The sequence below is a fragment of the Rheinheimera sp. 4Y26 genome, assembly GCF_025245835.1.
Lineage (GTDB): Bacteria > Pseudomonadota > Gammaproteobacteria > Enterobacterales > Alteromonadaceae > Pararheinheimera.
Genome location: NZ_JAOBWS010000007.1, coordinates 54,316 through 79,064, shown reverse-complemented (window position 1 = coordinate 79,064; position 24,749 = coordinate 54,316). Strand labels below are relative to the sequence as shown.

Here is a 24,749-nt window from a genome sequence, read left to right as displayed (position 1 = left end):
AGTGGCGCTAGTTTAGCGCAGAAGTGACTGAACACAAAGCCAAAGGCGCCGTAATTGGGCTTGCCGGCCATAGCCGCGTTATAGATCCGGTGTTACACTATCACCCTTTCGCCGCAAGCATTTTATCAGAGGAAACCCATGTTACAGATTTATAATACCCTGAGCCGTCAAAAAGAGACTTTTGTGCCAAGGCAACCCGGCAAAGTGGGCCTCTATGTCTGTGGTATTACCATTTATGATTTCTGTCATGTGGGGCACGCCCGTACTTATGTTGCTTTTGACGTGATGAACCGCTATTTGCGCTTTTCCGGTTATGACGTCACTTATGTCCGCAATATCACCGACGTTGACGACAAAATTATCAAACGCGCCAACGAAAACGGTGAAAGTTGTGACGCATTAACCGCCCGTTACACCGAAGCTATGCACGCTGATTTTAAAGCCTTAAACCTGCTGCCGGCCGATATTGAACCCCGTGTGACAACACATATGTCCGAAATTATTGAATTAATTCAGACTTTGCTGGCAAAAAAACATGCTTATATCGCCGCCGATGGCGACGTGCTGTTTGATGTTAGTACTTATGCACAATACGGCAAACTGAGCCAGCAAAATCTCGACATGCTGCAGGCGGGCGCCCGGGTAGAAATTGATCAGGCCAAAGACGACCCGCTGGATTTTGTACTGTGGAAAATGGCCAAGCCAGGTGAGCCAAGCTGGCAATCGCCCTGGGGTGCAGGTCGTCCGGGCTGGCATATTGAATGTTCGGCGATGAGCGCCAAACATCTGGGCAATCATTTTGATATTCACGGTGGTGGCTCCGACTTACAGTTTCCGCACCATGAAAACGAAATTGCCCAGTCATGCTGTGCCCATGACACCCCTTATGTGAACACCTGGATCCACACAGGGATGGTGCAGGTGGACAAAGAAAAAATGTCCAAATCGCTGGGCAACTTTTTCACAGTGAAAGATGTATTAAATGAATACAATCGGGAGTCTGTGCGTTATTTCCTGATTTCCAGCCATTATCGTAGCCAACTGAATTATTCAGCGGAAAACCTGCAGCAGGCGCATGCGGCCTTAGGTCGTTTATACACAGCGCTGCGTGGTGTGACACCTGCGACAGAAGTGTCTTTGGATAACAGTTATGTGGCACAGTTTAAACAGGCGATGGACGATGACTTTAACACCGCACTCGCTTTGCCGGTGTTGTTTGAACTGGCGCGTGATATCAATAAAGAAAAAGAGCAAAATGCAGAAAAAGCAGCTGAGCTTGCTGCTGTGTTGGTAAAACTCGGTGAAGTGCTGGGTATTTTACAAGGGGATGCCGAAGCTTTCCTGCAAGCCGGTGGTTCAGACGATGATGTGGCTGAAATTGAAGCGCTGATTGCCAAACGCAACGAAGCCCGGGCTAACAAAGACTGGCCGGCGGCTGATGCTGCGCGAGCTGCTTTAACGGCCAAAGGCATTATTGTTGAAGACAAAAATGGCGTGACCAGCTGGCGCCGCGGTTAATCAGCGTCTGCCGCTTATCTGATATCAGTCATAAAAAAAACGCGACTTGAAGTCGCGTTTTTTATTTATCAGCTGAACCCTATTCTGACGTTTTTCTGCTGAGTTGCAGCTAAGTGCAGTGCAGCTAAGTGCAGTGCAGCAAAGTTCAGTGCAGCAAGTGCCAAAGACAGCAGGCTGCTCAGTGTTTAAACTAAATCGTGAAATTGCTCACAAGCTTCCAGCGTATTTTCAATGAGACAAGCAACCGTCATAGGGCCAACACCACCAGGCACTGGGGTAATAAAACGGGCGTGTTCCACAGCTTTATCAAATTCAACATCACCCACCAGCTTGCCGGAATCCAACCGGTTAATGCCAACGTCAATCACCAGAGCGCCAGGTTTGACCCAGTCGCCCGGAATAAACTCAGGTTTACCCACAGCAACCACCAGCAAGTCGGCACGGCGCACCTGTTGTTCCAGATTTTTGGTGAACTTATGGCAAACCGTGGTGGTACAACCCGCCAGTAATAATTCCAGTGCCATAGGGCGACCAACAATATTGGACGCACCAACCACCACAGCGTCCATGCCACGAATTTGCACGCCAGTGCTTTGCAAAAGCTTGATAATGCCTTTAGGCGTACAAGGGCGTAGGGCAGGCATACGCTGCGCTAAACGGCCGATATTGTATGGATGGAAACCATCAACATCTTTCAGTGGATTAATGCGCTCTAAAATAGCAGAGGAGTCTAAACCGGCAGGTAAAGGCAGTTGCACCAGAATGCCATCAACTGCGGTATCGGCATTCAGCTGGTCAATCAGATCCATCAGTTGTTGTTGTTTAGTGTCAGCAGGCAAATCATAAGAAAAAGACACAAAACCAACTTCTTCACAGGCTTTGCGTTTACTGCCCACATAAACCTGAGAGGCGGGATCAGCACCCACCAGTACTACCGCCAAACCTGGCGCTCTTTTACCTGCAGCCAGTCGTTGTTGTACCCGGATTGCTACCTGTCCCCTTGTCGCCTGAGCGACGGCTTTGCCATCAATAATTTGTGCTGCCATTGAGCGCCTCTGATCCAGCTTTTAAAAGTTGCCGTATTTTCTCACAGCAGCGTCGGATGCGCCAAGCGCAAAGATTTATTTGTGTTCTATTCGCTTGAAATCAGTGAAATTGCTGGCTTTATCAGCAAAAAAGTAGCGAAAGGTTCAAAATATAAGCAAACGAATTTATTGGCAAAAAAAACGTTTGACGCATTCGGGGTCGGGTTGTAATATTGCGCCCCGTTGCAGTAGTGTAACGATGTCGGTGATTAGCGCAGCTTGGTAGCGCACTTGGTTTGGGTCCAAGGGGTCGCAAGTTCGAATCTTGCATCACCGACCATCTTTAAGCTGGTATGCGCTCTGTGACCGCACTTAATGCGTCCGTAGCTCAGCTGGATAGAGCAACGGCCTTCTAAGCCGTGGGTCATAGGTTCGAGTCCTATCGGACGCGCCATCAGCTTAAAGACTTGTGTTGTGAATTGATACCGTGGTGGCTGTAGCTCAGTTGGTAGAGCCCCGGATTGTGATTCCGGTTGTCGTGGGTTCGAGCCCCATCAGCCACCCCAATCAGTTCAGAAGCAAGTTGTGTCAATATCGGAATAGTTGTCGGTGATTAGCGCAGCTTGGTAGCGCACTTGGTTTGGGTCCAAGGGGTCGCAAGTTCGAATCTTGCATCACCGACCATTTTCCAACTCCCTGTTTGTCCTCAGTAACAATTCATCTTTTCTGAATGTCGCCAAAATACAATCTGAACCCAATATTTGGCTTTTAGCTCAACTTCGTTCTTTTGCTAAGCCAGCTGTTCGGCTTTGTTTCGTTTTTGCCTTTTGGTTTCAGCCACTTCTAACCGCAGATTACTTTGTGCCGTGTTTTGACAGGCCAGGATCAGGCCTGATTGGCGCTCTGTTGCATCCAATGCTGCATTGTCAGCGTTGGGCACGGGTTGCACTCTGCCTGCAAGCAGCCGGCATTTGCATAAACCACAATTGCCAACTTTGCAGCCGGATTGAAGATGGATGTTGTGCTCCAGGGCGGCCTGCAGCAGACTTTGTCCTTCGCGTACCGGAATATTGTTGCCGTTCAGCTGCATTTGGTACACAGGTGTTTTTTTCAGCCATGAAAACCACATAACGAGACGCTCCTTGTCGTGACTTTGGTAACAGCATAGATGGCGATTGCGGGGCAGGGCAAGCTGGCGGCAAGGTTTTAGGCAGTTGATTATATTGCTTTGGCAGAAGATCAGGACAGGCTGCTTGCCCGGCCTGAAAACAACAACGCCGGCATATAGCCGGCGTTGTTTACTTTGCATTTTTCAAGCGCTGGTTTCAGCAGTAAGTGCTGAACATCAGCCCCTTTGGCATCGCGCTTAAGCTGCTTGCTCAGGTTTAGCAGCTGTGCTGTTAAACAGCGATTTATCAGCGGCTAAGTCCAGTGGGTCAAAATCATCCACATTAATTACATGCAAGCGACCGGCTTCAGCGACCCGCAGTTTTTCTGCTTCAGCCTGGCTTAATACACCCAGCTCCAGACCTAAATCAGCCACTTCACCTAAACGGTAGAAAGGCAGACGTTTGTTAGCCGCATGCACCACTTTATCAAACAGCGGTTCTGCAGCCAGAATATCGGTCAGCGCCTTTTCAACCAGACCTAACTGGTTGTTTGGCTCCTGTGTCAGGTACAGATGACTGCCAAGACGTGAACGGGCTTCACAAGGTGTTTGCATAATACGGGCAACTTTGTGATCCAGCACATCACTTGGGCGGCGTAAAGTACGGCCCCACGGGAACACAACACGTTTTAATACCACTGCAACAGCGCGGCTTGGGAAGTTATCAAACAACTCATCCAGAGCGAGCTGGGCTTTGGCCAGGTTGTCTTCACAGGCCCACTGCACCAGTGGCAAATCCTGCACCTGACGACCTTCGTCGTTGTATTTTTTCAGTACTGTTGAAGTGATATACAGCATCGACAGAATGTCGCCTAAACGGGCAGAGATACGTTCACGACGTTTTAAATCACCGCCTAAAGTTGCCATAGCAATATCAGACATCAGGGCCAGTGAAGCGCTAAAGCGGTTCATCTGTTTGTAATAACGGGCTGTTTCATCTTTTACCGGTGCATGCGAGAAGGCAGCGTTGGTAATCGACAACCAGAAGGTACGGAAGAAGTTACTGATACTAAAACCGATATGACCAAACAGCGCACGGTCAAAGGCAGTGACTGCAGCGCGTTCGTCTTCCAGCTGTGCTGCCTGTAATTCAGCCAGCACATAAGGATGGCAACGAATTGCACCCTGACCATAAATAATCATATTACGGGTCAGAATGTTGGCACCTTCTACGGTAATAGCAACAGGCGCTCCCTGATAACCGCGGGCTAAATAGTTGTTCGGGCCCATACAAATGCCTTTACCACCATGGATATCCATCGCATCGATAATGGCCTGACGCATACGCTCCGTCATATGGTATTTGGTAATGGCCGAAATAACAGAAGGTTTTTCACCCAGGTCGATAGAACCTACCGACATAGTGGTTGAAGCATCGGCCATATAAGCGTAACCGCCGATACGGGCCATTGCTTCTTCCACACCTTCCATTTTGCCGATTGGCAGTTTGAACTGACGGCGAATACGGGCATAAGCACCTGTTGCCATAGCCACAGCTTTAATACCACCTGTGCTGTTAGACGGCAGGGTGATAGCACGGCCTACTGATAAACATTCCACCAGCATACGCCAGCCCTGGCCAGCCATTTTTGGACCGCCAATAATAAAGTCCAGCGGCACAAAAATATTGTCGCCCTGAGTCGGACCATTCTGGAATGGTACGTTCAGCGGGAAGTGACGACGGCCAATTTTGACGCCCGGTGTATCTGTTGGGATCAGGGCGCAGGTAATGCCTAAATCTTCTTTATCACCCAATAATTTCTCCGGATCCTGCAATTTAAAGGCAAGACCCAGTACAGTGGCGATAGGAGCCAGCGTGATATAACGTTTGTTCCAGGTTAAGCGCATACCCAGCACTTCTTTGCCTTGCCACTCACCTTTACAAACAATACCAAAATCCGGGATAGCGCCGGCATCAGAACCGGCTTCCGGTGAAGTTAAGGCAAAACAAGGAACTTCCAGACCTTTGGCCAGACGCGGCAGGTAATAGTCCTGCTGCTCTTTGGTGCCGTAGTGTTGTAATAATTCACCAGGGCCTAACGAGTTAGGTACACCAACGATGCTGGATAACACCATGCTTTTACTGGTTAATTTTTGCAGTACACAAGACTGGGCAAAAGCAGAAAACTCTAAACCACCGTACTGTTTTTTGATGATCATGGCGAAGAAACCGTGATCTTTTAAGTATTGATAGACTTCCGGCGATAAATCAGCACGTTCATGGGTGGTGTGCCAGTCATCCACCATCTTTAATACAGTTTCAACAGGGCCATCTAAAAACGCCTGCTCTTCCGCACTTAACCGTGGTTTTGGGAAATTATGCAGCTTGTGCCAATCCGGGTTGCCACGGAATAAATCGCCTTCCCACCAGGTGGTGCCGGCATCAATGGCTTCTTTTTCCGTTGTCGACATTTCCGGCATAATTTTGCGGTACAGTTTCAGCAAAGGTTTAGTGATATGTTGCTGACGGATGCCGGCAATATTCAGCGGCAGGGCAATAGCGGCAAAAATAATCCAGCTGATAAAGCCCACTGTATCACTGACAGTAGCAACGGCGAGAATAACCGCAATAGCGGCGGTAAACAGAGTTAAACTGGCTCTGTGATAAGCCAGTACACCGATTGCCAACAGCAAGCCGATGATAAAGAGTAATAAATCCATATGTTTCTCCAGATAAGAGGTCTGACCACTAACTGGCTAAGGGTAAAGTGGTTCGGCGCAAGATGCAAGTGATTCCTTTGTCAGTCTAGTTGATCTGCTGTCAACTTATGCGGATAGCACCGTAAGCCGGTTTTTTCTGCCGCGGGCTTTCTGCTTTGGGTTGTTTAGGCAGGCGAAGTGCTGCTAACCTCGCACCATCTTCAGGTGATAACCAGAATCCAGAACCGCTATGTGTGAACTGCTTGGTATGTCGGCCAATGTGCCGACCGATATATGTTTTAGTTTTAAAGGTTTAAAAGAGCGTGGCGGTAACACAGGGCCGCATAAAGACGGTTGGGGCATCGCTTTTTATCAAGGCAAAGGGGTGTCGACTTTTAAAGATGCACAAGCCAGCCATCAGTCTGAAGTGGCGCGCCTGGTCAGTGACTATCCTATTAAAAGTAACGTCGTGGTGGGGCATGTACGCCAGGCCAACCGGGGCCGGGTGGCGTTGGAAAACACCCATCCTTTTACCCGGGAGTTGTGGGGGCGCTACTGGACTTATGCTCACAACGGTCAGTTAACCGATTATAAAAAGTTGCCAGTTAGCCGTTTTAAACCTGTTGGCACCACCGACAGCGAGCATGCATTTTGTTATCTGCTGTCCGCCCTTGCTGACAAATACCCCAATGGACCCAAAAGCAAAAAGCAGCTGTTTTGTTATTTGCTGAAATTAAGCCATGGTCTGCGTAAACTCGGGGTGTTTAATCTGCTGTTGTCGGACGGTGATTATTTATTTTGTTATTGCAGCACCAAATTGCACTGGATCACCAGACGTGCGCCTTTTGGCAAAGCCTGTTTGTCAGATGTAGACGTGGATATAGATTTTAGCCGTGAAACCACCCCCAACGATGTGGTGACTATAGTGGCAACATTACCGCTGACATCCAATGAAAGCTGGCAGGCGATGTTGCCGGGGCAGGCTTGTTTATTTAAAGCAGGGGAGCTGGTGCCGCTGTCGCGCTCATCACTCATCAGTAAGTAGTAAGTGCTATGCATTAAAAGTAATGGGCTGCCAGACTGCAGCCCTTCATCACAATAGCTTTATTTCGGCTGGTAACTTTGCAGCTGTACGTCAAACTGCTCTACGTTGTCTTCCGATTGCCACAACCGCACCAGTAAATAATCCAGTTCAGGCGCAACCCAGGCATACACCTGTTTATCCGGACTCTGGCCGTAACGTTCAATGCGGATGGCCTTAATTTTGCCAAAAGGCAAAGACAACCACTCTTCAGTCGCTACTTTATATTTGTAATTGCGGCTTTCACCGTGGCGGTTTAATACGTCGTAGACAAAATCTGTTTTGCCTGCTTTTAAATCCAACACAATTTGGCTGTGAAAACTGAGCAAATCCAGCCAGTTGTCGTTCCAGTTTACCTTTTTCAGTTTTTGGTTTTTATCAACTTTCAGGCTTTTGCCCGCCCAGTCCAGATTCAGCTCATAATGACGGCTTGGTCCGGTACCGGATCTTTTCATCAGATATTGGGTGGGTTTAATGCGGCCATCCTGCAGATAAAAACGCGAGCGTTCATTGCGTTCATCACTGAAAATCAGCCAGCTGATTTTGCTGTGATAACCCAGTTCATAATTCTGGCCGTCTGTCTGAAGGTAACGGCTGGCTTCACCATGTTGTTTGCCGGAACGATAAATCAGATATTTGGCTTCAAATGGCTGCAGCGCAGCTTTGTCGCTGGCAGGCGAGACTTGTTCTTCCATTACCACGGCCTGGCTATTGGCGCTGAATGTGGTCAGGAAAACCGGGGTGAGGAAAAAAGAAGTCAGGCAAAAAAAAGACGCCGACAGGCGCCATTTTTTATTCGTTGTCATCATCATCGTCGGCATATCCGTGAGCTGATAAAATCTGGCCATCTAACAATGCCTTATCTGCAAGGTGTTGTAAACGGTCCTGACAAAACCAACGCACCACCAACGGGTAAATCCGGTGCTCCTGTTCGTGCACCCGTTCGGCAACGGCAGCTGCGTCATCATCGTCGAATACCGGCACCTTGGCTTGCAATACCACAGGGCCACCGTCCAGTTCTGCAGTCACAAAATGTACACTGCAGCCATGTTCAGTATCGCCGGCGTCTATCGCACGCTGGTGGGTGTTTAAACCCTGATATTTGGGGAGTAACGACGGATGGATATTCAACAGCCGGCCCTGATAATGGCTGACAAATTCCGGCGTTAAAATCCGCATAAAACCAGCAAGTACCACTAAATCTGCTTTTTCGGCGTCAATAGCCGCCATCAGCGCCTGGTCGTAGCTGGTTCTGTCGGCATAAGCTTTGTGGTCAAGCACCAGTGCTTTTACACCGGCCGCCGCCGCGCGCTCCAGGCCATAGACACCGGCTTTATTGGAGATCACGGCGCTGACACGACCGGCAATAAAGCCGGTCTGGCAGGCATCTAAAATGGCTTGCAGGTTTGAGCCGCCGCCCGAAATCAGTACAACTATTGATTTCATAAGGCTTAAGCGTTCACACCAGGGATGATCACCTGAGCTTCGCCTTCGCTTGCGGTCTGAATTTCACCTAAGTGCCAGGCAGTTTCGCCGGCATCATTGAGGAACTTCAGCGCTGCATTGAGGTTGTCGGGGCTTACCACCACAATCATGCCAACACCACAGTTAAAGGTGCGGTACATTTCGTGACGGGTGACATTGCCTTGCTGCTGTAACCAGTTAAATACAGCCGGCCACTGGTAACTTTGTTCGTTACACACAGCTTTGGTATTGGCTGGCAGTACCCGTGGAATATTTTCCCAGAAACCACCGCCAGTGATATGGCATAAGGCGTGAACAGGTACAGTTTTGATCAGGTTCAGCAGATTTTTTACATAAATCCGGGTTGGCGCCATTAAATGGTCGGCCAGAGGTTTGCCTTCAAGTAGGGTGTCCGGAGTCTGGCCGCTGACTTCGATAATTTTGCGGATCAGTGAAAAGCCATTGGAGTGTGGGCCTGAAGAGGCGAGGGCGATGATCTGATCACCGGCTGTTACTTTAGAGCCGTCGATAATGTCAGCTTTTTCTACCACACCAACACAAAAACCGGCGATGTCGTAGTCACCGGCGTGGTACATGCCCGGCATTTCGGCAGTTTCACCACCGACCAGAGCACAACCCGACAGCTCACAACCATTGGCAATACCGTTCACTACGCTGGCGGCAACATCAACATCCAGTTTGCCAGTGGCGTAATAATCGAGGAAAAACAGCGGCTCAGCGCCTTGCACCACGATGTCGTTGACACACATGGCCACTAAATCAATACCCACGCTGTCGTGGCGGTTTAAATCAATAGCCAGACGTAATTTAGTGCCGACACCATCTGTGCCTGATACTAATACCGGCTCTTTATAACCTGCCGGGATCTGGCACATGGCGCCAAAACCACCGAGACCACCAATCACTTCTTTACGGGTCGTACGTTTGACGGCACCTTTGATCCTGTCGACCAAAGCCTCACCGGCATCAATGTCTACGCCTGCGTCTTTGTAACTTAACGAAGTTTTTTGCTCGCTCACGGTAATCCTCGATGGCTGAAATAAAGTCAGGGTAAAAAATCCGGCGCATTTTACCTTGTTCTGCGTTCAGACAAAAGGATTATGGCAAGGGCTGTTGATTTTTCCCCTGCTTTGTTACTGAGTGGCGTTATTAAGCGCCTGTGTCAGATACGCATCCACACTCAGTGCTACGTCATTAACGATTTTGTTGTAGCAAACTGATGCAAAAGGAAATTCTTTGCCATTGTGGCAGAGGCAAATCACCGGGTTATCGTCCCCCAGCTGTAATTGCTGCCACTGACCGCCGACTTTTTGCTGGAATATCTGCCCAAGATAAGCGCCAAATAAATGGCTTAAGGTAAACAGATGTTCTTTGCTGATGGCTTCTCTTTTGTGCTGCAAATGTAATTTGACCAGCATTGTGTCTAATAAAGGCACGCTTTCTTTACTAAAATCAAGGTGTTGCTGATGTTGCTCCGCTGCGTATTGCACCGCTTCGCTGGCACTGTCGAGCATTAGTTGTTGTAGTTCAGTGGTATTGATCATCATGGGTTTCCGCCTTTGCCATGCACAGCAAGCAGCAACTGACGCAGTTGCCGGCCGCCTGGACCGAGTTTTTCTTCTTTAGGGGTCAATAGCGACATAGGAACCAGCCGCTCAGAACTTTGACTCAGCGGCAGTCTTTTCAGCTCGCCTGAATCTGTTAAATCTTGCACTAAATGTGCAGGCAACCAGCAAAAACCGATGCCACTTTTTAAGATCTCAACGGCTTCATAAAAGTTGCTGACGGTCCAGCGTTGTTCCGCTTTGAGCCAGCCGCCAATATTGTCCATCGGTTTGCTGGCGGTATCGCGGATCACTATCTGCAGATGCTGACTGAGTTCATCCAGATCCAGCGACTGATGCTGGGCCAGTACATGCTGTTTGCCAACCACAGGGATCATCCGGGTCACACAAATCGGCTCTCCGAGATAACCTTTTGGGATGACGCCGCTTGCTGCTATAACTAAATCTGCTTTTGCTTCCAGAATGACTTCGGTGGTGCCGGTAATAACGGTGTCGATAATCTGAATACGGCTGCCGCGACTTTGCGGGTGAAATTCTGCCAGCGCCTGATATAAATATTTCTTCGGGTACACCAGCTCAACCGCAATGCGGATCTCCGGCTCCCAGCCCATATCGATACTGGCAGCGAGTAGTTCCAGATCTTCAATTTGTGCGGTCAGAATGCGGGAGCGGCGCAGCATCACTTCGCCGGCTTCGGTTAAAAATGCTTTGCGGCCTATGACCTGCAGCAGCTCAACACCAAGCTGAGATTGTAATTTTGCCACTGCGTGGTTCAGGCTGGACTGGCTTTTATTGAGTAATTCGGCCGCCTGAGCGTAACCGCCGGCGTCAACTACGGCTTGCAGAATGCGCCATTGTTCCAGTGTTGACTTGGGGCGGTACGGCATAATCTTCCTTTTCGCAATCAGGCAGTTGCAATAACAACAGCACGCAAGGGTGCCGGATATCCTTCAATGGTTTTACTATGATCATTCGGATCAAGAAAATCAACCAGACTTTCATTTTCCATCCAGGCCGTTTTGCGTTGTTCATCAAGCGAGGTGTGATTTAAATCAACCACCCGGGCATCCTTAAAACCCACCCGCGCCAACCAGCCCTGAAGCGCCGCTGTACTTGGAATAAACCAGACATTGCGCATTTTGGCGTAGCGCTCGCCAGGCACCAGCACTGTGGTTTCATCACCTTCGACCACCAGGGTTTCCAGCACCAGCTGACCACCCGGGCGCAGCTGATTTTTCAGCTGCTGCAAAAAGTCTATCGGTGATTTGCGGTGATATAACACCCCCATCGAAAACACAGTATCAAACGCCTGCAATTTGGGCATATCGTCGATGCCAATTGGCAGCAAATGTACATTGGGGTCGGGGTTAAAATGTTTAATGGCGCAAAATTGGCTGTAAAACAGCTGGCTTGGGTCTATGCCCACCACAAATTCAGCGCCGGCACCGCGCATCCGCCATAAGTGATAACCACTGCCACAACCGACATCCAGCACAGTGCGGTGCGTAAGCGGAGCCAGATGCGGCAACACTCTGTCCCATTTCCAGTCGGAGCGCCATTCAGTGTCGATATGCAAACCATGCAGCGTAAAAGGCCCTTTGCGCCAGGGCATCAGTTGTTTCAGTAGCACTTCAAGCCGCTGTTTTTCTCCGGCGCTGAGTTCATCCGGCGCGCCAAAACTGACGTCAGTGCTGATGTTTTTCACGCTACTTTGGCTTTTAGGTAAATTGGCCAGCACTTTTTGCCACTGTTTAAAGTCGCCGTGCAATGCTTCTTTTTGCCAGGCTGACAACTGCGCTGGTAAAACATCCAGCCAGGCGGCCAGTTTGTTTTGGGCTATTGCAGCGTAAAAATTATTAAAATTAAGCATGGATGCCCTCTGCCTCGCTTTTAACAGCAACCGGAGTTTTGATTGCCACCATAGAGCAGAAATTAAAACACTGGAACCAGACGGTGCTGCTGCCAAAACCGGCGTTGCTAAAGCGCTGCTGATGCTCTTCGATAGTGTCCGGGCGCATCACATTTTCAAGGGCTGTGCGTTTTTGACTGATTTCGAGCTCACTGTAGCCATTGGCTCTTTTAAAATCGTGGTGCAAATCAATCAACAGTTCATGGGTGTGTGGGTCGTTCTGCACAAATTTTTCCGATAGAATAAAAATACCACCCGGTTTTAAACCCTGATAAATCCGCTTCACCAGCTCATCTCTGTGCTGTTTGGGTAAAAACTGCAGGGTAAAATTACTGACCACCACTGCGGCATTGCTGATATCAACATCGCGGATATCAGCCATCAGCACCTCAACCGGAACCTCGGAGCGAAATGATTGTAAATGACGCTGGCATCGCTCCACCATGGCTGGGCTGTTGTCGATGGCGACAATCTTGCTGTGGCTGTCACTGAGCTGTCTGCGCATAGCGAGGCTTGCAGCTCCCAAAGAGCAGCCAAGGTCGTAATAGTTGCTGCTATCTTGTTGATATCTCGCCGTTAATTTGCCGATAGTCTGAATGATGGTCTGATAGCCAGGCACAGAGCGCTGGATCATATCGGGGAAGACTTCGGCCACTGTGGCGTCAAAACAGAAGTCCTGAATTTGAGCCAGCGGCTCAGCGTAAATTGAATCTTTTTGCATATACATCCACGGCAAACAAAGCCAAATGCCGTTAGTTTACCCGATTTGGCTTTGTTACCGTAAGTTAGCGGCCACAGAAAATGCACCCATGTTGCGCGAAAGGCCGGTTTTTTTGTTGTTCGCTCAGCTGATGCTTAGTTGGCAAAAAGTGCCAGCTGTGTTTCTGTTTCTTTGGCAAGATCGCCAGGCCAGGGCGCTAAAATGGCATGGGCCGGACCGCCTAATTGTTGTAAATCTGCGGCAAATTGCCGGGCAAGAGCCGGCGCCATGGTGTTGTCAGGGGTATGGAAAAACGCATAAGGTGTTTTACCTTCCCCAAGCCACTGCAGCATTTTGTGAAGCCAGGGCTGATAAAAAGGCCGGTTAGCCGCCAAATCGTCCTGACCAACAAAACGAAACACCGGTGCATCCGTTAATGCCACTGCATGTACCGGCAACCTTGGTTTTTTACGCTGTGCGTCCTGAAGCGCTGGTGTATCAGCCGGCACTGAAAACAAACTGCGGCTGTCAAAACTCAGGCGTTCACACTGGTAAAAACGCAGCAACTGATGCAGCGCTTTTTCGTTGTCGGCCTTATCAAAAAATTGCGGGTGACGGATTTCGACGGCGCAGGCATGTTGCGCCCGGATAAGCTCTAAAAGCGGTGAAAGTTCAGCAAGTTGGGCCGGTGAAAAACGCTCCGGCAGTTGCAGATGAATAAAACCAATCCGTTCCCGCAAAGGGCTAATCAGCGCTAGCCACTGTGTTAAAAGTTGCGGTCCGCCCTGTTGATGACTGACGGCTTTTGGCACCTTCAGGTTAAAGCGAAAATCGCTTGTGCTCTGCGCCAGCCAGCGTGTTATGGTGTCTGCAGCCGGGTTGGCGTAAAAGGTAGTGTTGCCTTCTACTGCATTGAAAAAACGACAATATTGCGCTAAAAAATCTGCCGATCGGCTATCTTTGGCATAGAGGCTGCCTTGCCATGGTGTGTGAGCCCAAACCGGGCAACCTAAATAATACATAGCTCTCACCTGTAAAAGCGCGATGCCGGTCGGGCAAGTGCCGGCACTGTGAATCCTGAAAGAGTAACATAATGAAGTTATGCCTTGTGTTGTTGATTCTGTGGTGCGGCCTGTTTACTGCACTGGATATTCAGGCTGATGAGCCTTCAAAACCGCTGCGTATCGCCATCAGTAATGACAGTTTTCCTTATATGTATCTGGATAGCCAGAATCAGCCGGGTGGTTTGGTGGTTGACTGGTGGCGCGCGCTGGCTGCTGTTGATGGCCGCGCTGTAGAATTTGTGGCAGTAGACTGGACCGATATTTATCAGACCCTGGCTGATGGCAAAGCCGATGTGATTGGTGGCCTGGCCGTGACACCGGAGCGGGCGGCCAGTTATTTGCTGGGCAAGTCAATTGCTGAAGTGCACAGTAATGTGTTTATCCACCGCGATTTAAATTATGTGAACAATCTGCCGGCGCTGTTGCCGCATTTAGTGGGCGTGGTGCGTAATTCCGGCCATTTGGCGACCATCCGGCAAAAACAACCTGATTTAGTGCTGCAGCAGTTTGATCACACCAGCGCCATGTTTGACGCCGCGCTGGAAGGACGTATCAAAGCTTTTATTGGTCTGGACAGGTTAACGCCGCGCTACAGCCGCATCCAGCAGTTAAGCGAGTTGTACCCGCTGTTTAAAAAGATCCCGCTGGAAAAAATGCAACTGACTTATGCCGTGCCAAAAACAGCGACGGCATTGGCGCATGAGATAGAGGTGCTGGCGGCTAAATTGCCCGCCACATTACCGGATAAACTGCAGCGGCGCTGGCTCAGTGGTATCAGCAGCGACGACACTATAGTGATCGCCATGTCGGTGGGCAATCAGCCTCTGATGAGTGTGGCCAGCAACGGTCAGCCGCAGGGGTTATTGGTGGATTTATGGCGTCTGTGGTCGGAAACAACAGGTATTCCGATAGCTATAGTGCCGGACACCACAGCCTCGGGTTTAACCAGCCTGAGCCAGGGGCGGGTTGATGTGCATATGGGGTTTCCTTATATGCAGGACAGCCGTGCCGGCGTGCAAAGTGTGTATCCGATTTATAATCTGAGCTCGTCTTTTTATTATCCGAAAAATCAGCAACTAAGTAACCTGAGCGAGGTGCAAAGCCCTATTGGGATTTTTGCTTCTGCGGCCTATCAAAAAGTATTGCGTCAGGATTATCCAACGCTGAAGTTTGTCGTTTTTGACAAACTTGAAGATATGCAACAAGCGCTGGAACGCAGAGAAATTGCCGGTTTTTTTGGTGCAGATCTGATTATGCAGCAGCGTCTGATGTTACAACAAACGGACAGCTATCAGATGCTCGATTTCCCCAAATATCAAACCGTTTTGCAGGTGTTGGCGCGGGAAGGCAACAATGAGCTGGCCAATAAAATCCGGTTTGGTTTTAATGCCCTGACGCAGGATCAGCTTGAAGCGATTGAAAAACGTTGGGTCTCTTCACCTGAACTGGCGTACTTTGCGCGGTTTCGGCAGCAAGTGCCGTTAACGCCGGAAGAGCAACAATGGCTTGCTGAACACAGGCTGCTGAAAGTAGGTGTGATGGCGGACTGGGCGCCGATGGAGTTTGTGGATCAGAGCGGACGGTTCAGAGGTGTCACTGATGATATTTTGCAAAAGCTTAATCAGCGTCTGGGCACCAGTTTTACTGCCGTACCTTACCAGCATTGGGTCGATCTGGAAGCTGATTTTGCCGCCGGTAAGCTGGATCTGGTTGCCAATATGTCGGATTTGCCAGAGCGTCGTAAATTTGCCGCTTTTAGCCATAACTTCTGGCCTTTCCAGTGGACTTTAATCAGTCATAACGCTGTGATGGAAATAACAGCACTGAGTCAGCTCAAAGGCAAAAAAGTAGCGGTGTTGCAAGATTATCAAATCGTGAAATATTTTCAGGCCAATCATCCGGACATTCAGCTGCGTTTTAGCAAGGATCTGACGCAGGGGCTTGCCATGCTGCAAAGTGGTGAAGTGGATTTTGTCGTTGACACCGTCATCTCTTCCGGCCGGGCGTTACGACAGGCCGAAAACAGCAATCTGAGGATGCATTTGCCGGTGGATATGCCCACTTATCCATCTTTATTTGCGGTGCGCAAAGACTGGCCTGAACTTTTGCAAATTCTGGATAAAGGATTAAAAACGCTGAATGAGTCAGACCGCAGCGAAATTCTCGATCGCTGGTTTTCGGTAGAAATTCATCAGGGTTTTGATGAAGACAGGGTCATTAGCCTGGTATTGCAGGTGGTCGGCATTGGTGCTGTGCTGTTAGTGCTGGTGTTCTTCTGGAATATGTCTTTGCGCCGCGAAATTGGTTTGCGCAGAGAAATGGAAGAAAAAATGCGTTTTATGGCCACTCATGATGATTTAACCAAACTGGCCAACCGTAATCTGCTGGAGGAGCGGTTAACACAGGCACTACTGCAGCATGCAAGGCATCATGAAAAACTGGCGTTGTTGTTTCTGGATTTAGATGGTTTTAAAGAAGTGAATGATCAGCATGGTCATCATGTCGGCGATGAGCTGCTGGTCAAAGTGGCTGAAGTGCTGCAACACTGTGTGCGCAAAAGTGACACTGTGGCGCGTTTTGGTGGGGATGAGTTTGTCATTATGCTGACTGGTCTGCTGGATAAAGACGATGCCGCTATAGTTGCAGAGAAAATTTTGCTGCATTTATCCAACCCGCTGCAGTTGTCGGCCTGTGCCGCCAGGGTGGGGGCCAGCATTGGTATCGCCTTATATCCGGACAATGGCATCGACAGCCAGCAGATGCTAAAGACTGCCGATGGCCTGATGTACCGCGCTAAACAAAGTGGCAAAGGCTGTTATCGTTTTAGTCATCAAGGGCAGTGACTTTAGAGATCTTTTCTATATAATTGGCGCTCATTTTTCAGCGTAAAGCTCAAGTACCGGTAGAAAGGATCAGTGCATGCGTAGTCATTATTGCGGTCTGTTGAACGCACAACATGTCGGGCAACAAGTTTCTCTGTGCGGTTGGATCAACCGTCGTCGTGACCTCGGTGGTCTGATATTTGTTGACCTGCGCGACCGTGAAGGTCTGGTGCAGGTGTTTTTTGATCCGGATTTAACGCAAATGTTTGCTCAGGCCGCTGAGCTGCGCAACGAATTCTGTGTGCAGATTACCGGCACTGTGCGCGCCCGTCCTGACTCTCAGGTGAATAAAGACATGGCGACCGGTGAAGTGGAAGTTTACGCTTCAGCCTTAACCATACTGAACAAAGCACCGGCCCTGCCACTGGACTTTAACCAGAACAACAGTGAAGAGCAGCGCCTCAAATACCGTTATTTAGATATCCGTCGCCCTGTGATGAGCGACAGATTAAAATTCCGCGCCAAAGTCACCAGTTTTGTCCGTAACTTTATGGACAGCAACGGCTTTTTAGATATTGAAACGCCTATTCTGACCAAAGCAACCCCAGAAGGTGCCCGCGATTATTTAGTACCAAGCCGCACCCATAAAGGCCAGTTTTTTGCGTTGCCACAATCACCACAGTTGTTTAAGCAGCTGCTGATGATGGGCGGCATGGACCGCTATTATCAAATCGTCAAATGTTTCCGTGACGAAGATTTACGTGCCGACCGTCAGCCGGAATTCACCCAGATTGATATCGAAACCAGCTTTATGACCGCCGAACAAGTGATGGCTGTGACTGAAGAAATGGTGGTGTCGATGTTTAAATCGATGCTGGATGTGGATTTAGGCAAACTGCCACAGATGACCTATTTTGAAGCCATGCGTTTATACGGTTCAGACAAACCGGATTTACGTAATCCAATGCAGTTTGTTGATGTGGCTGATTTACTTAAAGATGTTGATTTTAAAGTGTTCTCAGGCCCGGCTAATGACCCGAAAGGTCGTGTCGTTGCGTTAAAAGTACCTGGCGCCGCTGAAAAAGTTTCCCGCAAAGACATCGACACCTACACCGCTTTTGTGGGTATTTATGGTGCCAAGGGTCTGGCCTGGTTAAAAGTGAACGATGTAACACAAGGCCTGGAAGGCGTTCAGTCGCCAGTTGCCAAGTTTTTAACAGCCGACATAGTTGCAGAAATTTTAGCGCGCACCGGCGCACAAAACGGCGACCTGATTTTCTTTGGTGCTGACAGGGCCAAAGTGGTGTGTGAAGCCATGGGCGCGCTGCGCTTAAAACTGGGTGAAGATTTAGGTATCACTCAGCCTGGCTGGAAGCCGCTGTGGGTGGTTGATTTCCCAATGTTTGAAGAAAACGATGATGGCAGTTATTCCGCTGTGCACCATCCCTTTACTTCACCTTTGGATACAGCAGCTTTCCTGTCGACTGATACCGACAAGCTGGAACTTGGTACATTATTATCCAACGCCTACGACATGGTATTAAACGGGACTGAGTTAGGCGGTGGTTCTGTGCGTATTCACACGCCTGAAGTACAAGCCAAAGTGTTCCAGTTATTGGGCATCAGCGATGAAGAAGCTGCGGAAAAATTTGGCTTCCTGTTAGAAGCATTACGCTACGGTGCGCCACCACATGCAGGTCTGGCTTTTGGTCTGGACCGGTTAGTGATGCTGATGACAGGCGCGACGTCTATCCGTGATGTGATGGCATTCCCGAAAACAGCCACCGCCGCTTGTCCGTTGACAGACGCTCCTGGTTTTGCCAATCCACAACAACTGGCCGATCTGGGCATTGCCGTTGTTGCCAAAGCTGAAGCTGACAAATAACAGCGACCACAGCATGTCACTGTGGCATTGACCACAGTAGCTTCAGCAAAAAACGGCGACACTATGTCGCCGTTTTTATCTCTGCAGTCAGTCCGTGCTGGCAGATCATTACAAGTTTTGTTATTGAGGGAGTATCAAGATGGCAGGTCATAGTAAATGGGCCAACATGAAGCACCGCAAGGCGCGTCAGGATGCCAAAAAGGTGAAAATATTTACCAAGCTGATCCGCGAGTTGACAGTTGCCGCCAAACAAGGCGCAGATCCGGACGGCAACCCGAGATTACGGACCGCCATTGCCAAAGCGCTGCTGAATAATTTATCGCGGGATGTGATTGAGCGTGCAGTAAAACGCGGCGCCGGTGACAACGGTGGCGAAAATTTTGAAGAGCTGGTGTACGAAGGTTATGGCCCGAACGGCGTGGCGATTATTGTTGAAACTCTCACCGACAACCACAAACGTACTGTGCAGGATGTGCGCAGTGCCTTCACGAAATATGGTGGCAATCTTGGCACCAACGGCTCTGTGTCTTATTTATTCTCGCGTCAGGGCTTATTAAGTTTTGCATCAGGTGTTGATGAAGACAAACTGATGGAGCAAGCGCTGGATGCCGGTGCTGATGACGTAGTGGCGCATGACGATGGTTCCTTTGAGGTGGTCACCAGTCCTGAGCTGTTTCTGGATGTCAAAGAAGCTCTGGAGCGTGCCGGTTTACAGGCCGAACATGCCGAAGTGAGTTTAGTGCCTTCAACCAAAGCCGAGATTGATGCTGACACTGTGGTGAAGTTTTTCAAGCTGATTGATATGCTTGAAGATTTTGACGATGTGCAAAACGTCTATCACAATGCCGACATCAGTGATGATGTGCTGGCGCTGGTGGAATAAGCTTGAATATTATTCTTGGCATAGACCCTGGCAGCCGGCTCACAGGCTACGGCGTGATCCGACAGCAGGGTTCTAAATTTGAGTATATCGCCAGTGGTTGTATCCGGATGACGCTTGGTGAAATGCCGGATCGGCTTAAGCAAATTTTTGACGGCGTCAGTCAAATTATTGAACAAACCCGGCCCACAGTTTTTGCCATAGAGCAGGTGTTTATGGCGCGCAACCCCGACTCTGCGCTCAAGCTGGGTCAGGCCCGCGGTGCTGCTATTGTCGCCGCTAAAGTGGCTGGGCTTGAAGTATTTGAGTATTCTGCCCGTCAGGTCAAACAATCTGTGGTCGGCACAGGTGCGGCCGATAAAACTCAGGTGCAGCATATGGTGAAAACCCTGCTGAAGCTGCCAGCCAGCCCGCAGGCGGACGCTGCCGATGCATTGGCGGTGGCGCTGTGCCATGGTCATACCCAGCAAAGTTTAATCAGTATGGCAGGGCAGGCCAGTAAAACAGTGCGTGGCCGCTTAAGATAAGCCGCCTGGGTTAGCCTGAGCTAACATCGCAAATAACAGCAATTCGCATTTTTATGCAGCAGGATTTTTATGATTGGTCGATTAAGAGGCATTATCGCCGAAAAACAAGCCCCGGATTTATTGATTGAAGTGGCTGGGGTAGGGTACGAAGTGCAGTTGCCGCTGACCAGTTTTTATACCTTGCCGGCTGTTGGCCAGGAAGCCACTATATATACCCACTTTGTGGTCAGGGAAGATGCCCAGCTGTTATATGGTTTTGCTAATCCAACGGAGCGTAGTTTATTCCGCCAGTTAATTAAAGCAAACGGCATTGGCCCGAAAATGGCACTGACAATTTTGTCGGGTTTAACGGCTAGTCAGTTCGTGCGTTGTGTGCAGCATGACGACATCAGCACTTTGGTAAAACTGCCTGGTGTTGGCAAAAAAACCGCCGAACGTTTATTGGTGGAAATGCGCGATAAACTCAAAGACTGGGGTTTGTCTGTAGCCACGCCTGTCACTGATCATCTGGTGCTGGGTGATGATGAAGTTCAAAGTTTTGAGCTCAAAGAAAGCCCGGAAGCAGATGCTATCAGCGCACTGATTTCGCTGGGTTATAGTCAGTCACAGGCCGCATTGGCGGTGAAAAAAGTATTTAAAGCAGATCTTGGCAGTGAACAGCTGATCAAAGCTGCGTTAAAGTCGATGATTTAATCAGGAATTAACCAAGGCGTTTTGTTGCATCACAACAAGATCCGATTGAGTAGCCAGCCATGATAGAAGCAGATCGTTTAATAGCCCCTTCGGCCAGTCGGGAAGATGAAGTTATTGATCGGGCTATTCGTCCCAAATCTCTGGCGGATTACACAGGCCAAAGTCATGTGCGTGAGCAAATGGCCATTTTTATCGAAGCGGCCCGCGGCAGAAGCGAACCTCTGGATCACTTACTTATTTTTGGTCCACCGGGTTTAGGTAAAACCACGCTTGCGATGATAGTTGCCAACGAAATGGGCGTAAATATCAAACAAACCTCAGGCCCAGTGCTGGAAAAGGCCGGTGATTTAGCCGCGCTTTTAACCAATCTTGAACCCAACGATGTACTTTTTATCGATGAAATTCATCGTTTAAGCCCGGTGGTTGAAGAGATTTTATATCCGGCAATGGAAGACTATCAGCTTGATATCATGATTGGTGAAGGTCCGGCGGCTCGTTCGATTAAACTGGACTTACCGCCTTTTACTCTGGTTGGCGCCACCACCAGAGCCGGCGCTTTAACCTCGCCGCTGCGGGACAGATTTGGCATAGTACAAAGGCTGGAGTTTTATAAAGTTGATGAGTTGGCGCAGATTATTCTGCGTTCGGCCCATTTTCTGAACCTGCAGCTGGATTTGCCTGCTGCCACTGAAATTGCCCGTCGTTCGCGGGGCACACCACGAATTGCCAACAGGCTGCTTCGACGGGTGCGGGATTTTGCCCAGGTAAAATCGAACGGTGTGGTCAGTACCGACATTGCCAATCAGGCATTATTGATGGTGGATGTCGATGCACAGGGTTTTGACTATATGGATCGCAAACTGATGCTGGCCATTATCGAAAAATTTATGGGTGGCCCTGTGGGCCTGGATAACCTGGCGGCGGCCATAGGTGAAGAAAAAGACACGATAGAAGATGTGATAGAGCCTTTTTTAATTCAGCAGGGTTTTATCCAGCGCACGCCACGTGGCCGTATTGCATCAAAACACGCTTATGCCCATTTTGGTTTTGACTTGCCGGCAACATCGCAGGAATAACCCACCTAAGTCCACACCACTGCAGCTGTCATTAGCTGCAGGGGCAAGATGCTGATTTTTGGATAAAAAAAAGCCCGCTAAGCAGCGGGCCAATGCAACAAGTTGAAGTAGAACTTCAAAAATCCAGGGAACATGCTGAGCGATCCGAACCGCTTAAGTGGGGTTCCAATCACTCTGTGATCTCAACTACAGTGAACACCCTCGTATTACACCGTTGCGCTAGCTCAGAACACCTGCGTATCTTAAGGATTTAGAATAATTACTTCAAACGAGAAAAATTGCCGATTTACATTAATAAAAGTAATGCGAATAAAAATTCATAAATAGTGAATAATGGTCACATTTGCTGTGCAAGCCTTGATATATATGAATTCATCCTGCTTTATGCTGAACCTGAAATGAATACTTCCAATTATTTTTTTCATCAATTGTCGACATAAAAATCTGATTTCGCCGTTTTATCGCTGAAATAGGCCGTTTTAACGTAAAAAATGAACTTTTGCCCGACATTTGTTTCAACAGACTGGTAAAGCACAGGCCAGCTGTGGCAAGGCGAATTATTTTTCGGTATAGCAGGGGCTGCGCTGTTGAGTTAGGGCGCGGTGTCCCATATCATAGCGCCCAAATTTGTTGCTTTATTTCAGCGTTTTTTAGAGGTGTTTTCAGGTGGCTGGTCAACTTTCAATTCTCGAACTTATCCTTCATGCAAGCTTTGTGGTGCAATGTGTGATGGCTATTCTGGTCGCAGCTTCAGTCGTGTCCTGGGCCATGATTATCCAGCGCAATAAAGCACTGAATGCCGCTATCGAAGACACCCGGAAATTTGAAGACCGTTTCTGGTCTGGTATCGATTTATCAAAGCTGTATAACGAAGTAAGTGCCCGCGCTAATGTCAGTGGTATGGAGTCTTTGTTTAAAGCCGGTTTTAAAGAATTTGCCCGTTTACACAAAACCAATGCCCGTCAGCCAAGCGCTGTAATGGAAGGCACTCAGCGCGCGATGCGTGTTGGTTTATCCCGTGAAGTTGAGCGTCTGGAAACTCATTTACCGTTCCTGGCCACTGTCGGTTCTATCAGCCCTTATATCGGTCTGTTTGGCACTGTCTGGGGTATTATGAATTCATTTATCGCTTTAGGTGCGGTGCAGCAGGCCACTTTAGCCATGGTGGCACCTGGTATTGCGGAAGCCCTGATCGCGACTGCCATTGGTTTGTTTGCCGCTATTCCGGCCGTTATCGCCTACAACAGATTTTCACACCGCGTTGAACAACTGGAAAACTCCTATGCCAACTTTGTGGAAGAGTTTGCCAATATCCTGCATCGCCAGGCCGTCAGTGGCGGAGACAATCAATAATGTACGTGCGCAAAAAACGCCGCATGGTGGCGGAAATAAACGTGGTGCCTTATATCGACGTGATGTTGGTGCTGCTGATTATTTTTATGGTGACCACGCCCATCATTACTCAAGGCGTAAAAGTAGAACTGCCAAAATCAAAAGCTGAGCCCATAGAGCAGATGAAAGATGGCAAAACCCCTATTGTGGCCACTGTTGATGAAGCGGGTTTGTATTATTACGAAAAAGATGGTGTCAACAAAGGGCCAATGAATGCTGAGCAGCTGCAGGCTGAAGTGATGGACACCCTGACCATTGAACCAGGCACCCAGGTGATTCTTAAAGCCGACGGCCGCGTTGATTACAATGCTGTGATTCATTTACTAAATCTGATGAAACAAGCTGGTGCGCCGGCAGTAGGATTGATGACAGAAGACGTGGAGTCCAAATAACATGGATCCGTCGTTTAAGAAGGCGCTGCAAATATCGGCAGGGGTGCACCTGCTGTTATTTCTGGCAATGTTTATCAATTTTAACTTTTTTAAAAAAAATGAAGTGATTGTTGTGCCATTGTATTCGGCAAGCAATGCGCCACTGCAGGCCAGCGTGGTTGAAGATCCAAAAATCAAAGAAGCAGACAAGGCAACAAAAAAGAAACCAGAACCGAAAAAAGAGCCGCCGAAAAAAGAACCTGAACCGCTGAAAGAAGAGCCGAAAGAAGATCCGGAAATAAAACGGCAGGAAGAGAAAAAACTGCAGCAGGAAAAAGAGCTGATCGTAAAGAAAAAGCTCGAAGCTGAGAAAAAGAAAAAAGAAGCTGATATCGCGCTTAAAAAGAAAAAAGAGCAGGAAAAGCTGAAGAAAGAACAGGAAAAAAAGAAAAAAGAAGAAGCAAAGAAAAAGGCTGAAGAAAAAGCCCGTCTTGAGAAAAAGAAAAAAGACGAGTTAGCGAAAAAGAAAAAAGCAGAAGAGTTAAAGAAGAAAAAAGCTGAAGAGAAAAAACGTCAGCAGGAGCTCGAACGTCAGGCTGAAGAGCAGATGATGGAAGATGAGCTGGCAGAAGAAGCCGAAGAGGCAAGACGTCTGGCAAGGCAGGGGCAGTTACTCACTGAGAAACAGCGTTATGTGGCCATGATTGTGGAGCGGGTGCGGCAGAGCTGGTTTACTGACGACACCATGAATGGCAAAGAATGTGTGATTTCACTGAGCCTCGCCAGTAATGGTTTTGTGATTAACATGAATGTTGAAGGCGGTGATCCTGGCGTTTGTAATGCCGCGGTCAATGCGATCAACCGGGTCGGTCGGTTCCCAATGCCGGAAGATCCTGAGTTGAATGCGGAGTTCCGTCAATTGAAGTTACCATTTAAAAAATAAGTTGA

22 protein-coding genes and 4 tRNA genes are annotated in these 24,749 nt (G+C 48.9%); 15 read left to right on the top strand and 11 right to left on the bottom strand.

What is annotated here, in order from left to right; translation table 11 throughout:
- The first annotated feature begins 138 nt into the window (after window positions 1-138).
- A complete protein-coding gene (gene cysS, locus N3Z11_RS10725; RefSeq protein WP_260657172.1) occupies window positions 139-1,518 on the top strand; it encodes a cysteine--tRNA ligase in 1,380 nt (459 codons plus the stop codon).
- A gap of 185 nt (window positions 1,519-1,703) precedes the next feature.
- Here the strand turns inward: cysS and folD are convergent, their stop codons facing one another.
- Window positions 1,704-2,564 (bottom strand): bifunctional methylenetetrahydrofolate dehydrogenase/methenyltetrahydrofolate cyclohydrolase FolD, encoded by an 861-nt coding sequence (folD, locus tag N3Z11_RS10720; protein ID WP_260657171.1) that lies wholly within the window; start codon window positions 2,562-2,564, stop codon window positions 1,704-1,706.
- A gap of 242 nt (window positions 2,565-2,806) precedes the next feature.
- Here folD and N3Z11_RS10715 point away from each other — a divergent pair.
- From N3Z11_RS10715 to N3Z11_RS10700, 4 genes are all read left to right on the top strand, one after another.
- Window positions 2,807-2,883 (top strand) — tRNA-Pro (locus N3Z11_RS10715).
- Between the two features lie 37 nt (window positions 2,884-2,920).
- Window positions 2,921-2,997, top strand: a tRNA-Arg gene (locus tag N3Z11_RS10710).
- 36 nt (window positions 2,998-3,033) lie between these two features.
- Window positions 3,034-3,109: transfer RNA gene (locus N3Z11_RS10705), tRNA-His, on the top strand.
- A 41-nt stretch (window positions 3,110-3,150) separates the two neighbouring features.
- Window positions 3,151-3,227: transfer RNA gene (locus N3Z11_RS10700), tRNA-Pro, on the top strand.
- Between the two features lie 106 nt (window positions 3,228-3,333).
- Here N3Z11_RS10700 and N3Z11_RS10695 read toward each other — a convergent pair.
- Window positions 3,334-3,672: a 2Fe-2S iron-sulfur cluster-binding protein gene (locus N3Z11_RS10695; RefSeq protein ID WP_260657170.1), complete on the bottom strand. Its 339-nt coding sequence runs from the start codon at window positions 3,670-3,672 to the stop codon at window positions 3,334-3,336.
- Between the two features lie 237 nt (window positions 3,673-3,909).
- Entirely contained in the window at window positions 3,910-6,372 is a 2,463-nt protein-coding gene (gene fadE / locus N3Z11_RS10690) for an acyl-CoA dehydrogenase FadE (protein ID WP_260657169.1), read from the bottom strand.
- A gap of 229 nt (window positions 6,373-6,601) precedes the next feature.
- Here fadE and N3Z11_RS10685 point away from each other — a divergent pair, with 229 nt between their 5' ends.
- On the top strand, window positions 6,602-7,396 hold the full coding sequence (locus tag N3Z11_RS10685) for a class II glutamine amidotransferase (protein ID WP_260657168.1): 795 nt from the start codon (window positions 6,602-6,604) through the stop codon (window positions 7,394-7,396).
- 59 nt (window positions 7,397-7,455) lie between these two features.
- Here the strand turns inward: N3Z11_RS10685 and N3Z11_RS10680 are convergent, their stop codons facing one another.
- The 8 genes from N3Z11_RS10680 to N3Z11_RS10645 form a co-directional block, all read right to left on the bottom strand.
- Window positions 7,456-8,244: a DUF3108 domain-containing protein gene (locus N3Z11_RS10680; RefSeq protein WP_260657167.1), complete on the bottom strand. Its 789-nt coding sequence runs from the start codon at window positions 8,242-8,244 to the stop codon at window positions 7,456-7,458.
- Entirely contained in the window at window positions 8,225-8,878 is a 654-nt protein-coding gene (gene purN / locus N3Z11_RS10675; RefSeq protein WP_260657166.1) for a phosphoribosylglycinamide formyltransferase, read from the bottom strand. Before purN ends, N3Z11_RS10680 begins: the two co-directional genes overlap by 20 nt.
- A gap of 5 nt (window positions 8,879-8,883) precedes the next feature.
- Window positions 8,884-9,936: a phosphoribosylformylglycinamidine cyclo-ligase gene (purM, locus tag N3Z11_RS10670; RefSeq protein WP_260657165.1), complete on the bottom strand. Its 1,053-nt coding sequence runs from the start codon at window positions 9,934-9,936 to the stop codon at window positions 8,884-8,886.
- A gap of 114 nt (window positions 9,937-10,050) precedes the next feature.
- Window positions 10,051-10,464 carry a hypothetical protein gene (locus N3Z11_RS10665; protein ID WP_260657164.1) on the bottom strand — a complete coding sequence of 138 codons (414 nt, stop codon included), beginning with the start codon at window positions 10,462-10,464 and terminating at the stop codon, window positions 10,051-10,053.
- Entirely contained in the window at window positions 10,461-11,369 is a 909-nt protein-coding gene (locus tag N3Z11_RS10660; RefSeq protein ID WP_260657163.1) for a LysR family transcriptional regulator, read from the bottom strand. The genes N3Z11_RS10665 and N3Z11_RS10660 overlap by 4 nt, the downstream gene beginning before the upstream one ends.
- Window positions 11,370-11,386: 17 nt before the next feature.
- Entirely contained in the window at window positions 11,387-12,352 is a 966-nt protein-coding gene (gene cmoB, locus N3Z11_RS10655) for a tRNA 5-methoxyuridine(34)/uridine 5-oxyacetic acid(34) synthase CmoB (RefSeq protein WP_260657162.1), read from the bottom strand.
- The gene (gene cmoA, locus N3Z11_RS10650) at window positions 12,345-13,112 is read right to left on the bottom strand and encodes a carboxy-S-adenosyl-L-methionine synthase CmoA (RefSeq protein WP_260657161.1); all 768 of its coding nucleotides are present in this window, start codon (window positions 13,110-13,112) and stop codon (window positions 12,345-12,347) included. The genes cmoB and cmoA overlap by 8 nt, the downstream gene beginning before the upstream one ends.
- A gap of 134 nt (window positions 13,113-13,246) precedes the next feature.
- Window positions 13,247-14,113, bottom strand: a complete 867-nt coding sequence (locus N3Z11_RS10645) for a DUF72 domain-containing protein (RefSeq protein ID WP_260657160.1) — start codon at window positions 14,111-14,113, stop codon at window positions 13,247-13,249.
- A 71-nt stretch (window positions 14,114-14,184) separates the two neighbouring features.
- On the opposite strand from N3Z11_RS10645, the gene N3Z11_RS10640 reads away from it, so the two are divergent.
- From N3Z11_RS10640 to tolA, 9 genes are all read left to right on the top strand, one after another.
- A complete protein-coding gene (locus tag N3Z11_RS10640; protein ID WP_260657159.1) occupies window positions 14,185-16,998 on the top strand; it encodes a transporter substrate-binding domain-containing protein in 2,814 nt (937 codons plus the stop codon).
- Between the two features lie 76 nt (window positions 16,999-17,074).
- Window positions 17,075-18,862 (top strand): aspartate--tRNA ligase, encoded by a 1,788-nt coding sequence (aspS, locus tag N3Z11_RS10635; RefSeq protein ID WP_260657158.1) that lies wholly within the window; start codon window positions 17,075-17,077, stop codon window positions 18,860-18,862.
- 139 nt (window positions 18,863-19,001) lie between these two features.
- The gene (locus N3Z11_RS10630; protein WP_260657157.1) at window positions 19,002-19,745 is read left to right on the top strand and encodes a YebC/PmpR family DNA-binding transcriptional regulator; all 744 of its coding nucleotides are present in this window, start codon (window positions 19,002-19,004) and stop codon (window positions 19,743-19,745) included.
- Between the two features lie 2 nt (window positions 19,746-19,747).
- Window positions 19,748-20,269, top strand: a complete 522-nt coding sequence (gene ruvC / locus N3Z11_RS10625) for a crossover junction endodeoxyribonuclease RuvC (RefSeq protein ID WP_260657156.1) — start codon at window positions 19,748-19,750, stop codon at window positions 20,267-20,269.
- A 69-nt stretch (window positions 20,270-20,338) separates the two neighbouring features.
- On the top strand, window positions 20,339-20,962 hold the full coding sequence (gene ruvA / locus N3Z11_RS10620; RefSeq protein WP_260657155.1) for a Holliday junction branch migration protein RuvA: 624 nt from the start codon (window positions 20,339-20,341) through the stop codon (window positions 20,960-20,962).
- Between the two features lie 59 nt (window positions 20,963-21,021).
- Window positions 21,022-22,038, top strand: coding sequence for a Holliday junction branch migration DNA helicase RuvB (gene ruvB / locus N3Z11_RS10615; protein WP_260657154.1), 1,017 nt, complete (start codon window positions 21,022-21,024; stop codon window positions 22,036-22,038).
- A 666-nt stretch (window positions 22,039-22,704) separates the two neighbouring features.
- Window positions 22,705-23,391, top strand: a complete 687-nt coding sequence (gene tolQ / locus N3Z11_RS10610; protein WP_260657153.1) for a protein TolQ — start codon at window positions 22,705-22,707, stop codon at window positions 23,389-23,391.
- The gene (gene tolR, locus N3Z11_RS10605) at window positions 23,391-23,822 is read left to right on the top strand and encodes a protein TolR (protein WP_260657152.1); all 432 of its coding nucleotides are present in this window, start codon (window positions 23,391-23,393) and stop codon (window positions 23,820-23,822) included. The genes tolQ and tolR overlap by 1 nt, the downstream gene beginning before the upstream one ends.
- 1 nt (window position 23,823) lies before the next feature.
- Window positions 23,824-24,744 carry a cell envelope integrity protein TolA gene (tolA, locus tag N3Z11_RS10600; protein ID WP_260657151.1) on the top strand — a complete coding sequence of 307 codons (921 nt, stop codon included), beginning with the start codon at window positions 23,824-23,826 and terminating at the stop codon, window positions 24,742-24,744.
- Window positions 24,745-24,749 lie beyond the last annotated feature (5 nt).

Bases quoted from the DNA above. Each gene is read 5' to 3' on its own strand.
- N3Z11_RS10645 (WP_260657160.1), bottom strand. From the start codon at position 14,113: ATGTATTATTTAGGTTGCCCGGTTTGGGCTCACACACCATGGCAAGGC.
- N3Z11_RS10695 (WP_260657170.1), bottom strand. From the start codon at position 3,672: ATGTGGTTTTCATGGCTGAAAAAAACACCTGTGTACCAAATGCAGCTG.
- tolR (WP_260657152.1), top strand. From the start codon at position 23,391: ATGTACGTGCGCAAAAAACGCCGCATGGTGGCGGAAATAAACGTGGTG.
- aspS (WP_260657158.1), top strand. From the start codon at position 17,075: ATGCGTAGTCATTATTGCGGTCTGTTGAACGCACAACATGTCGGGCAA.
- N3Z11_RS10660 (WP_260657163.1), bottom strand. From the start codon at position 11,369: ATGCCGTACCGCCCCAAGTCAACACTGGAACAATGGCGCATTCTGCAA.
- N3Z11_RS10680 (WP_260657167.1), bottom strand. From the start codon at position 8,244: ATGATGATGACAACGAATAAAAAATGGCGCCTGTCGGCGTCTTTTTTT.
- cmoA (WP_260657161.1), bottom strand. From the start codon at position 13,112: ATGCAAAAAGATTCAATTTACGCTGAGCCGCTGGCTCAAATTCAGGAC.
- folD (WP_260657171.1), bottom strand. From the start codon at position 2,564: ATGGCAGCACAAATTATTGATGGCAAAGCCGTCGCTCAGGCGACAAGG.
- purN (WP_260657166.1), bottom strand. From the start codon at position 8,878: ATGAAATCAATAGTTGTACTGATTTCGGGCGGCGGCTCAAACCTGCAA.
- cysS (WP_260657172.1), top strand. From the start codon at position 139: ATGTTACAGATTTATAATACCCTGAGCCGTCAAAAAGAGACTTTTGTG.
- N3Z11_RS10685 (WP_260657168.1), top strand. From the start codon at position 6,602: ATGTGTGAACTGCTTGGTATGTCGGCCAATGTGCCGACCGATATATGT.
- ruvA (WP_260657155.1), top strand. From the start codon at position 20,339: ATGATTGGTCGATTAAGAGGCATTATCGCCGAAAAACAAGCCCCGGAT.
- fadE (WP_260657169.1), bottom strand. From the start codon at position 6,372: ATGGATTTATTACTCTTTATCATCGGCTTGCTGTTGGCAATCGGTGTA.
- N3Z11_RS10630 (WP_260657157.1), top strand. From the start codon at position 19,002: ATGGCAGGTCATAGTAAATGGGCCAACATGAAGCACCGCAAGGCGCGT.
- tolA (WP_260657151.1), top strand. From the start codon at position 23,824: ATGGATCCGTCGTTTAAGAAGGCGCTGCAAATATCGGCAGGGGTGCAC.
- N3Z11_RS10665 (WP_260657164.1), bottom strand. From the start codon at position 10,464: ATGATGATCAATACCACTGAACTACAACAACTAATGCTCGACAGTGCC.
- N3Z11_RS10640 (WP_260657159.1), top strand. From the start codon at position 14,185: ATGAAGTTATGCCTTGTGTTGTTGATTCTGTGGTGCGGCCTGTTTACT.
- ruvB (WP_260657154.1), top strand. From the start codon at position 21,022: ATGATAGAAGCAGATCGTTTAATAGCCCCTTCGGCCAGTCGGGAAGAT.
- cmoB (WP_260657162.1), bottom strand. From the start codon at position 12,352: ATGCTTAATTTTAATAATTTTTACGCTGCAATAGCCCAAAACAAACTG.